Below are 12366 nucleotides of genomic sequence, written 5' to 3' on the forward strand. Positions count from 1 at the left end.
CAAAAACTATGTTTAAAAATTATCTAAAAATCGCTTGGAGGAACCTAGGTAAGAACAAAGGGTATTCTGCAATTAATATCGGTGGTCTTGCCATAGGAATGACTTGTTTCTTGCTTATAGCTATGTTCATTAAAAACGAACTGTCCTATGATACGTATCACGAGAAAGCAGATAATATTTATAGGATAGTTCACCATGGTAGTGAGGATAATCTAGAGGACAGATGGGTTTGGGGTAATGCTCCCGTAGGGCCAGCATTAAAAGCAGATTTTTCCGAGGTCATAGAAAAAGTACAGTTTTCTGGAAGGTCAGATGTTCTATTGGAATATAATGAACGTACTTTTCAGGAAGGAAATACTTTTTATGTAGATGAAACAGTCTTTAAGGTATTTAGTTGGCCTTTATTAGCTGGTAATCCGGAAACGGCATTGAAAGCCCCTTATTCTATAGTACTTACGGAAAGTACTGCAAAAAAGTACTTTGGAAATGAAGACCCTATCGGTAAAACCATGGATGGTAACGGTGGTAGAGCCAATGACGGTATTTATACCGTTACAGGAGTAATGAAGGATGTTCCTGCCAATTCACATTTTTCGTTTGATGCGCTAATGTCCATGAGTTCTTTTTACCAAACAAGACCTGAGATTTTTGAAGCATGGGGTTACGTAGATTTTTATACATATTTTTTGGTTACGGATAACTTTGACCAACAGGCTTTTCAGGCTAAAATGCCAGAGTTCTTAAAAAGAAATAGACCGGCGGAGAATGCTGAATATTACTATGACCTTTCTTTTGAACCTTTAAAAGATGCCTATCTAAATTCTGAAGCTGCAAGACAACCTGGAATAACGGGTAGTCTATCCAATATCTACATATTTGCCATAATAGGGCTATTTATTTTGATTATTGCTTGTATTAATTTTATGAATTTGGCTACAGCCCGTTCTTTGGAAAGAGCAAAAGAGGTTGGCGTTAGAAAAGTGATTGGAGCGGACAAACAAGGATTGCGGTATCAATTTCTTGGAGAGTCGATGCTTATGGTATTTATAGCCTCCTTGATTGGGTTGGCATTAGTTGTCATCTGTCTCCCTGCCATGAGGCAAATTACGGGAAAACTATTCTTAAGTCATGAGATTTTTAACAGTTCTACATTATTGGTCTATTTTGGAATGGCTTTGATAACGGGTATCTTGGCCGGTTCCTACCCAGCATTTATATTGTCAAATTTTAAGCCTTCAAGTGTTCTAAAAGGTGTGTTCAGGACCTCCCAAAAAGGAAACAGCCTTAGAAAGGGCTTGGTCATTTTTCAATTCAGTCTTTCTATTGCACTGATTGCTAGTACGGTAATCGTGTATTTTCAATTAGGTTTTATGTTGGACAAAAATTTAGGGTTCGACAGAGAGCAGCAACTAGTGATTGACTTCAACTGGGACGGTCAGGTACTGGATAATATGGAAACCATTAAAAGGGAGTTCATGAGCCTACCAGAAGTGGTTTCGGTTGCTGGCTCGCGAACGGTACCGGGCGGTCACTTTCCAGCTGCAGGAACAGAAATAGAAACCTCGGAAGGAAAAATGGAACACTTTGAGCCCTTTTTATATGAAATCGATTTTGATTTTATTCCTCATTATGAGATTGAAGTAGTGGCGGGAAGGCCCTACTCCAGAGAGTTTGTTACGGACTCTCTTTCTGCGATGGTGGTGAACGAGTCTGCAGCAAGAAGTTTTGGATACGCAAACCCTTCCGATATAATAGGTAAAAGTTTTGAGCAATGGGGACGAGAGGGGAAAATAGTTGGTGTGGTTAAGGATTTCAACTATTTATCCCTTCATCAACAAGTGGCGCCTTTAACCTTGCGTTACTCGCAATTTGGAAAGTACCTGTCTATAAAGATTAAATCTGCCAATATGCAACAGGCCATAACTAAAATTGAGCGCAAGTGGTCAGAAATTGCGCCTCACCGCCCTTTTCTTTATAGTTTCTTGGATGAATCGTTCAATACACAATATGAGGCAGATTTTAAGTTTAAAAACCTATTTACCATTTTTTCATTTTTGGCTATTCTAATTGCCTGTTTAGGTCTTTTGGGCTTAGCAACCTATAGTGCCGTGCAACGAACAAAAGAAATAGGAGTGCGTAAAGTTCTGGGCGCAGAGGTTTCAAGTATTGTAACACTGTTATCTAAGGATTTTATGAAATTGGTATTGATTGCCATTTTAATTGCAACTCCGTTTTCTTGGTACGCTATGAGTAAATGGTTAAACGTATATGCATATCAAATAGAGATAAGTTGGTGGGTTTTTGCGTTATCGGGAGGCATTGCCCTTGCTATTGCTGTAACTACGGTAAGCTTTCATGCCATTAAAGCGGCAAGAGCAAATCCGGTAAAAAGTTTGCGAACAGAATAATTCATCAATCTAGGCCAAGCTTGGATAAATCATCAAAAAACGAATAATCATGTTAAAACAAAACATAAAAATAGCGTGGAGAAATCTGCTAAAAAACAAGCAGCAGACCATTATAAATTTATTAGGGCTAACCGTTGGTACTGTTAGCTGTTTGGCCATTTTGCTATACGTATTCTCACAATTTGGTTATGATGATCATCATGAGCATGCGGACTCGGTCTACAGAGTGGAAACCATTATTGAACGGGATGGAAAAGCGTCTTTTAATACTGCGGCGGCATCACCACCAATAGCGTTTGCTTTAAAGGAAGATTTTCCAGAGGTACAGGAAGCCACACGAGTAGTACTAACGGATGTTTTTTCTAGTAATTTAATAGGTGCTGCGGATAGTGAAGACGCTTATTACGAACCACGGGTTTATATGGCAGATTCTACCTTTTTTAAAGTGTTCAACTATAAATTTGTTGAAGGCAGACAAGAAACTGCCTTGAATGAGCCCAATGCCTTGGTGCTCTCTTCCTACTTGGCGAATAAACTGTTCGGCACTCAAAAAGCTTTAGGTAAAGCAGTTACATGGGGTAGTGGTGCAAACGCTCAAACCTTAACTGTAAAAGGTGTTTTTGATGAATCCTATGAAAAATCACACTTAGACCCAAACTACATTGTAAGCATGAGTACCCCTGGTATGGGAACTTTTGTTCAAAATTTTCAAAGTTTTGCAACTAACAATTTTGTGTATAGCTACGTAAAACTACAATCTAATAGTAATGCGGCTGGGTTACAGAATAAATTACCTGGATTTATTCAGGAAAGAGGAGCCAAAGACCTTAAGGATGCAGGAATGGATAACAAGATTCAAATACTTCAGCCTGTTTCAGATATTCATTTATATTCCTCAGGAAGAGATAATCAAATTCATGAAGTATCCAATATCAAATACCTTTATTTCTTACTAACGCTAGCCTTCTTTATTCAACTGGTTGCCTGTATTAATTTTATAAACTTAAGCACGGCACGGGCAAGTAAACGAGCAAAGGAAATAGGAGTACGCAAAGTAGTGGGTGCTGGAAAAAATAGTTTAATGCGTCAGTTTTTAGGCGAATCTTTGTTATTGTCCTTATTTGCGATGCTTATTAGTATTCCTATTACCATTCTTCTACTCCCTTTGGTAAACGAACTTACGAACGCCAGTTTGGGACATGGGGACTTAATGAATTGGAGTATTGGCCTAATATTATTAGGATTAGGGGTATTTACAGGACTAATTTCCGGTATTTATCCAGCAATAATATTGTCATCTATAAAACCGATTAAAGCGTTAAAAAGCGCTACAATTTTACAATCTGGTAACGGGACTTTTCGCAAAGCACTGGTCGTATTTCAATTTGTAGTTTCCATAAGTTTAGTGGCTACCGTGATTATCGTAACGCAGCAGTTTCGTTTTGCACAGAACAAGGATTTGGGCTTTCAAAAGGAAAACCTGTTAGCCTTAAGAATTGGCACAGATGAAGCTTCCAGCAAGTTCGAATCTCTAAAAACTTCTTTCTTGAATATCCCAGGAGTCCTAAATGTATCCAGCGGAAATTATGCCCCGTCCGAAGTAATTTTAAATGATAATGGACTGTATTTGCCGGGAGGAAATCGAGAAAATAATACGGTGGTTAAACGACAGGGAATAAGCGAGGGTTATTTTGAAACAATGAATATTCCCTTATTGAAAGGGAGGGATTTCACCGTAGCCGATACAACGGATCAAATTATTGTAAATGAAGCCACATTAAAGATTTTTGACATTAAGGAGGAGGACGCTCTAAGCGCAAGACTGGTGCAAAGCTTTGGAGATGAAACCTTTGAAATGCGCATTGTAGGCGTAGTAAAAGATTATCATTTTGCCTCCTTGAAAAATGAAATAGCACCGCTATTCTTATATAAGGAAAATGAACCGAACTGGCTGTTTGTGAAAACTCAAACTAAAGATTACCAACAATTATTGTCAAGTCTAGAAAAACAGTGGAAAGCTACGGTAAGAAACGTCCCTTTTGATTATAGATTTGTAGATAAAGAAGTTGAAAAACTCTACGATGAGGAAAAGCGTTTGGGGCAAATTTCAGTGGTCTTTACCATTCTAGCGATTCTTATAAGCTGTTTGGGTTTATTCGGTTTGGTGTCGTTTGTAGCGGAGCAGAAGAAAAAGGAAATAGGGATTAGAAAAGTACTAGGTGCCAGTATTCATTCTGTAGTGCAATTATTAACCAAAGACTTTATAAAGCTAGTTGGCATTGCTTTCTTAATAGCATCTCCATTGGCTTATTACGGGATGCAACATTGGTTGGAAGATTTCACCTATCGTATAGAAATACAATGGTGGGTATTCCTTTTAGCAGGTGGTTTCGCTTTGGTGATTACCTTCTGTACGGTAGGTTTCCAATCACTTAAATCTGCCTTGGCCAACCCGGTAAAGAGCTTGCGAACAGAATAACAATTATTGGTTATACACATGCTAATAGTCTTGTTTTTACCATTAAACGAACTTGTAACAGTTTCCTACAAGAATAGTCTTTGTAAATATATTGTACATATAATGTCCAAATATTTTACAGTTAAAAAAATTGATTTTATGTAATTAAATGATTTTCAACATGTTGAATGTTTGGCATGAAAATAGAATTTAATGATATGTTATCGTTTGATAACCAATCAAAAAACGAACAATCATGTTTAAGAACTATCTAAAAATTGCTTGGAGAAATCTAATCAAGAACAAAGCGTATTCCGCGATAAATGTCGGTGGTCTGGCTTTAGGAATGGCCGTAACACTTATTATAGGGTTGTGGGTGCAAGATGAGCTCACTTACAATAGTTATTTTCAGGATAAAGACAAAATAGCACAGGTTTTTCAGTCGCAGACCTTCAACGGCACTACGGGAACCGGACCTGCCATTCCAAGACCTTTAGAAAAAGCTTTACGTGAAGGATATGCAGATAACTTTAAGCATTTAATAATGGTCACTTGGACCAATGATCGCTATTTAAAATATAAAGAAACCAATCTTTCCCGAGCCGGAAATTATGCCCAGAGAGAATTTCCAGAATTATTTGATTTGCAAATTATCAAAGGGGAAAAGGATGGTTTGAGAGAGATAAACTCTATTATGCTTTCTGAATCAACGGCTAAAGCTTTATTCGGTGAAGAAGAGCCAATAGGAAAAGTGCTTAAGGTAAGTAATCAATATGATTTGATGGTAAGTAGTGTTTATAAGGATATACCTGTAAATAATTCCTTTAATGATACAGACTATGTTATTCCTTGGGAACAATATTTAGCTACTACGGAATGGGTGAGAAATGCAGAGGATAACTGGGGTAATAACTCGTTTCAAATGTTTGGTCAGTTAGCGGATAACGCCAATATGGAGAACGTAAGTATGGCTATTCGAAATGTGAAAAAAGACTTGAATGAGGATACTGCCGAGTTTAATCCTCAAATTTTTCTTTTTCCTATGAAAGATTGGCACTTACGTAGCAACTTTGAGAATGGGAAACAGACCGGAGGTAGAATAAAGTACGTATGGCTTTTCGGGATAATCGGTGCATTTGTATTGCTTTTGGCTTGTATCAATTTTATGAATTTGAGTACTGCACGTTCAGAGAAGAGAAGTAAAGAAGTAGGTATTCGAAAATCTATTGGATCACAACGTGGACAACTAATTTATCAGTTTTTAAGCGAATCGTTTTTGGTAGTTGTTTTTGCCTACTTTTTAGCGTTGGTAATCGTGTTGATATCTCTTAACGGGTTTAACGAATTAGCGCGTAAGGAAATTATATTTCCGTGGTTGAACCCAACTTTTTGGATAATTTCTATACTCTTCATTCTGTTCACAGCTTTATTGGCAGGGAGCTACCCGGCACTTTATTTATCATCATTTAGACCGGTAGATGTATTAAAAGGAACTTTTAAGGTAGGCAGGTATGCTGGTTTACCAAGAAAGATTTTAGTGGTCGTGCAATTTACCGTTTCCGTTGCCTTCATAATAGGTACGGTCATTGTAATGCAACAAATAAATCATGCGAAAAATAGACCAGTTGGTTATGACAAGGAAGGTATCATACAGGTACCTACTTTTAGTCAGGATTTTAATGGGAAGTATGATTTAATGCAAAGTGAATTCCTTAATTCCAATGCAGTTGTGGCTATGTCATCTTCAAGCAGTCCTACGACGCAAATTTGGTCTAATAGAGGTGGCTTTACCTGGGAAGGTAAGCCAGAAGGTTTTCAAGAGGATTTGGCCTGGACCGAAGTATCCCCGGAATATGCTAAATCTTTAGGACTAAAGATTGTAGAGGGAAGAGATTTTTCTCGTGATTTTGCTTCGGATTCCTTGGGCGTACTAATCAATGAAACGGCCAAAAAATATTTAGGAATGGAAAACCCGGTAGGTAAGTTTTTAAAGGATGATGATATAGAAGACCCTAATCCTCCATTAAAAATAATTGGTGTGGTCCAAGATATGATTACACAGTCTCCCTATGAACCAGTAAAACAAGGAGTTTACGTATATGACCGTTATGATAATTCAAGCTACTATAACCTTAGATTGAATCCTACATCAAGTGCCTCGGAGAATATAGCTACGGTTGAGCGAGTATTTAAAGAGCATTTTCCTGATATACCTTTTGAATATGATTTTATAGATGATCAGTATGGCGAAAAGTTTGCATCGGAGGAACGTATTGGTCGTTTGTCAGGAATTTTTACTGCGCTGGCCATACTCATTAGTTGTCTTGGACTATTTGGACTTACTTCTTTTGTTGCCGAACAGCGCACCAAAGAGATAGGAGTTAGAAAAGTCCTTGGAGCATCGGTCTTCAATGTATGGAATATGCTTTCAAAAGACTTTTTAAAGCTAGTTATTATCTCTTGTTTCATTGCGGTTCCCGTAGCTTATTACATCATGAACGGTTGGCTACAAGAGTATCCATATCGGGTAATTTTAAAATGGTGGATATTCGCATTGGCCATGGTGGGTGCTATGGGAGTAACGGTATTAACGGTTAGCTTTCAAGCCATTAAGGCTGCCAAACAAAACCCTGTAAAAAGCCTAAGAACGGAATAAGACATAGATTATGATAAGTACAGGGTTAAAGATAGCATTCAGAGGATTTTTGAGAAATCGGTTTTTCACAACTTTTAATTTATTAAGTCTCGTAGGCGGACTTTTTGTCGCTTTCGTGGCAATTGGATACATCGGTTTTGAAAATAGTTATGATGAATTTCATGAAAATTCCGAAAATATTTACCGCGTGGGTTGGACCTACCGCTCTCAGGATTATAGTATTTTAGGTTTTGAAAACGGAGCCGATGATAAACAACTCAATGTGGTAACCGGTTTAAAAAAAATTCCCGGTGTAGAAAATGTAGCACAGTTCATAACCTCGGACAATCTTGAATTTATAGAATGGGGAGATAAAAGGGTGCAGGAAAAAGGATTTTTAACAACTAACACGCCGCTGGAATTCGCTTCACTTTTTACGTGGTCACCACTAATGGGGAGTTTTACCGATTTCGGCAAGGATTTTAATAAAGTACTATTGACCAAATCTACCGCCTTTAAAATATTTGGTGGTGTAATGAATAACTCGTCCGAAATTATAGGTCAGGTTATCAATATAGGGCAAGAAAATTACAAAGTGGCCGCGGTTATCGAGGACGTGCCTATGAATTCTCATTTCGACTTCACCTTGGCCTTAAGTAATCCAAGAATTGATTATTGGGGCAGTAGGGTATATATGGGCGTTGCCGACAACATTTCGTATGACGAGGTGGAACTAAGAATGAATCAGGCGATGGCTAAGATAAACCCATCCGTGGTTAAGGATCCTCTTTATAAAGAACATTTTTTACAACCCTTGGAGGATATTCATCTAAAGTCCAATATTTTGTATGAACTGAAAACGCCCGGAAATTATTCGTTCATATATCTAATCGGGGGCTTTGCGGTCTTTATACTTATAATTACGCTGTTCAATTATGCCAATTTTACTTTGGCCATTAAATCCAAACAAGGGAAGTCAATAGGAATCAAAAAGGCCATGGGAGCAAAGAGCTTCGCCGTAGCGAGACAATTTATATTGGAAGGAGTGTTATTAGCGCTATTGGCCGTACCTATTTTGGCTCTATTGCTTGCATTGATAGTGCCTTCGTTCAACTCCTTAATGGGTGTAAATTTAAGTGCTAGTCTCTGGCAGAACCCTCAAACGTTTTTTTTAATAGTTGGCCTGGCAATTGTTCTGGGAGTATTGGCGAGTATAGCCCCGGCGCTATTTCTCTCTACCAAGAATGCTTTAAGTTTATTCAATCAAAAATTAAAGGACAATCGCTTTGAGCATTTTTCCATTCGCAAGTATCTGGTAGTAAGTCAGTTTGTAATATTGATTTCTATTACCTCGGTATCTTATTTTGTTATCCAGCAAATGGATTTTATTGAGAATAAGGATGTAGGCTATAAAAAGAAGGGGTGCTATATGCGTATACGTCATCCGAAAAACAGAATATTTTTCAAGAACGTCTTAGACAAGTTCCTTGGATAGACCACGTGGGCAATGGTTCCTCTTTTGGAATAGGCACTTTCAACCAGACAACGTACAAACTAAAAGGAATAGAAGAAGTTTTTGACGATGCCAATCAACTCTATCTAGACTATGAAGCTTTAAAGGCATACGGAATAGAAACCAGTATAGGTAGTGTTGAAGTAACTGGTAGAAAAACAATTATTAATAGAACTGCAGCAGAAAAATTCGCTAATGTTAAAAATGTTTCCGTTGAAGAACTTATAGGCACCACCGTAATCACAGAACCTGAATATACCTCGGAGGAGGGACAGGTGGGATTCCCCTTTGTAATTGATGGAATATTTGAAGATGTAAATATTTTTTCTTTACGAGAGCAAGTAGAACCTTACTTCATAACACTTTCTCCAAACGTTCGTATGGCTGGGGTGAGTATAATTTCTTTCGATTCTGAGAAAACGGATTTAGTCACTGATAAGATAGCTTCTGTTTATGAAAGTATTGGAGATGTATTGCCTCTAGAGATTGAATTTTTGAGTCAAAATATTTCAAGTCTCTATACACAGGACAAGCAAACGGTAAACCTTATTTTTTGGATGAATATTTTAGCGATAGTGCTTGCTGCAATAGGTATTATAGGTATTACGGTATTTTTGGTAATAGCCAGAACCAAAGAGATAGGGATACGAAAAGTGCTCGGTGCTTCTGAATTTCATATCATTAAATCATCGGTAAGAGAGTATGTACTCTATATAACAATAGCTCTACTCATTAGTTGGCCCATTGCCTACTATGGAAGTAAGCAATGGCTTTCTAATTTTGCGTATAGGATAGAGATTCAGCATCTAGCATTCTTAATAGTTGGTCTGGCAGCATTCTTAGGAACGTCTATTTTGGTAGGTACTGTAGCACTTAATGCAGCGAAGAAGAATCCCGTAAAAAGTTTGAGAACAGAATAAAACGTATAGAATGCTGATAAAATATGCGCTAAGGAATATTAGAAAGAGACCTGTTCTTAACAGTATTAAAATTGTTGGACTCTCACTAGGATCGTGTGGTGTACTATTCATTGTACTATTCATTAAGAGCGAATTAAGCTATGATTTAGCGCATACCCGTACGGAACGTACCTACAGGTTCACTACTACGAATCCTGGCATTCTAAAAGGTAATCACTTTGCAAGGTTCACTGATGCCAAAAGCGTTCCCCAACTTATGGAACAGCTTCCGGAGATTGAGGATCACGTGAGATTAATGCCCTTAAGGGATAGACTCATTCTAAAGGATGAGCAGCACTACGCTATTGATCAGGCTTTTGCGGTAGACGATACTTTTTTTAGAATTTTTAATATTGATTTCAAAGAAGGTAACAAAGAAACTGCGCTAAAGGAAATCGGCGGGGCCGTCATATCCCGATCACTGGCCCAAAAAGTATTCGGTGATGAAAATCCAATGGGAAAAATTATCTCCTTGCCACCAGGTCATTATAATTCCATTAAGACAACTTTTACCGTAACGGGTGTTATGGAAGATTTTGTAAAGGAAAGTCACCTTCATCCCGATTTGTTGGTGATGCCCGGCGAAGATGCCATGAACGGTTGGACCTATGTTTATTTGTTACTGAAGGACAAAGCGAGTGCTGTTGGACTTGATGGTAAGCTATCTACCAAATTAAACGAAATCTATGGTATAGCGGAAACTGAGGCGGAAAAATATAAGGCGCACATTACCAATATCAAGGAAATTCATCTAAAATCTAATTTATTACGGGAAATAGAACCCAACGGTAATATGACTAATATTTGGTTGTTAAGTATTGCCGCTTTGATCTTGCTCTTTATATCCCTAAGTAATTTTACCAGTCTAAATATAGGTATGGCTGGTTATCTTACTAAATTTCTAGCATTGCAAAAAATATTGGGATCTTCCAAAAGAGTAATGTCGCGTTACTTTTTATTGGAAAGTGCGCTCATTATTTTTCTTTCGCTCCTTATTGTTTCTGTGATTTCCTTTCGGTTAAATAGTATGGTACTAGAGCGCTACCAAATTGACCTTTTTCAAGGCAACGAGTGGTTTGTTCTGGGAGTTGTAGTGGTTTTTTCGCTCTTAGGTATTATCGCAGGAATGCAACCTGCTTTCAAGCAACGTTTTCAAAATGCTTCCTTAGGTACCCGTATCAAAGCAGATGGCGCGCTAGGCACGCATAAAGTACTTTTAATCGCTCAATTTGGCCTAGCCATGTTTTTATTGGTCGGGGTAATCGTTATTTCTCGCCAAACGAACTACGCTCTGGACAATTCCATGGCGGCCAAAGAGGATAATGTGGTATGTATTCCGTACGTGCATTCTGAAGTGCAAAAAGATTTTGGTCTCTTTAAAAATCAACTTTTAAAGCAAAGTGCAGTGGCATCCGTTTCTGCAATGATGGCACCTCCGGGAGGGGAAACAAACGATATGTTCTCTTTTGAGATGCAAAACGTCCCCAATAAGGAAGCGGAATACATAGGCGTATTTTCATGCGATAATTCTTTTGCCGATGTATTCGGACTTTCATTTCTAGGCGGTAAGAATTTCAACCAAAATAGTGTTGATCAAGACGGTAACGGGGAGTACTTGATTAATAAGACCGCCCTAAGCTATTTGGGCTATCAAGATGCGAATGCCATAATCGGGGAGGATTTCGCTTTGATATCCCCTGTGGAGGGTGTAACCATGCCAAAAGGAAAAATTATAGGAGTTGTTGAAGATTTTCACCTTTCCGGACTTCAGACCAAGGTAGAGCCTTTAGTATTATTCAAAAGGGAGAACAGTTGGTTAGAGAATATAGTGATATCCTATGAACCAACCGCTCGTGCAGAGGCCGTAGCATCGATTAAAACTACGTGGAACGAGTTGTTTCCAAAATATCCCTTGACCTATTATCAGGTAAGTAGTCTCTACAAAGAGGTGTACAAGACAGAACGGCTACAGAAAAATCTGATTTTAATATTTGCGTTAACAGCTGTTTTTATTTGTGCTATGGGCGTATTGGGACTCTCGTTAATGGTAGCACAAAGAAGGGTTAAGGAAATTGGGATTAGAAAGGTGAACGGGGCCACGATTTCTGAAATACTGGTGATGCTAAATACCGATTTTCTAAAATGGTTGCTCCTTGCCTTTGTGTTGGCTACTCCGATTGCTTATTTCGCGGCAAGCAAATGGCTAGAGGTATTCGCATATAAAATAGATATAGAGATAGGAATGTTCTTGCTTGCAGGAGGAACAGTTATGGCTATAACCATATTTACTGTTAGTTGGCATAGTTATAAAGCGGCGAGAGTTAATCCTGTGACAAGTTTACGAACCGAGTAAGTCATCAACCTGTGCTGAGCGATGTCGAAGCATCAAAAAA

General features: G+C 38.2%; 6 protein-coding genes. All 6 read left to right on the plus strand.

Going from position 1 to position 12366, the window contains the following annotated elements; translation table 11 throughout:
• Positions 1-8: 8 nt before the first annotated feature.
• The gene (locus tag EJ994_RS15705) at positions 9-2408 is read left to right on the plus strand and encodes an ABC transporter permease (RefSeq protein WP_126593349.1); all 2400 of its coding nucleotides are present in this window, start codon (positions 9-11) and stop codon (positions 2406-2408) included.
• Between the two features lie 49 nt (positions 2409-2457).
• Positions 2458-4887, plus strand: coding sequence for an FtsX-like permease family protein (locus tag EJ994_RS15710; RefSeq protein WP_126593350.1), 2430 nt, complete (start codon positions 2458-2460; stop codon positions 4885-4887).
• A 235-nt stretch (positions 4888-5122) separates the two neighbouring features.
• Positions 5123-7522: an ABC transporter permease gene (locus tag EJ994_RS15715; RefSeq protein WP_126593351.1), complete on the plus strand. Its 2400-nt coding sequence runs from the start codon at positions 5123-5125 to the stop codon at positions 7520-7522.
• 10 nt (positions 7523-7532) lie between these two features.
• Positions 7533-8996 carry an ABC transporter permease gene (locus tag EJ994_RS15720; RefSeq protein WP_126593352.1) on the plus strand — a complete coding sequence of 488 codons (1464 nt, stop codon included), beginning with the start codon at positions 7533-7535 and terminating at the stop codon, positions 8994-8996.
• Positions 8924-9934, plus strand: coding sequence for an ABC transporter permease (locus EJ994_RS15725; protein WP_126593353.1), 1011 nt, complete (start codon positions 8924-8926; stop codon positions 9932-9934). Before EJ994_RS15720 ends, EJ994_RS15725 begins: the two co-directional genes overlap by 73 nt.
• Before the next feature lie 10 nt (positions 9935-9944).
• Positions 9945-12326, plus strand: a complete 2382-nt coding sequence (locus tag EJ994_RS15730; protein ID WP_126593354.1) for an ABC transporter permease — start codon at positions 9945-9947, stop codon at positions 12324-12326.
• The last annotated feature ends 40 nt before the right edge of the window (positions 12327-12366 follow it).

It is taken from the genome of Maribacter sp. MJ134, from assembly GCF_003970695.1.
In the GTDB taxonomy this organism is placed as follows: Bacteria; Bacteroidota; Bacteroidia; order Flavobacteriales; family Flavobacteriaceae; genus Maribacter.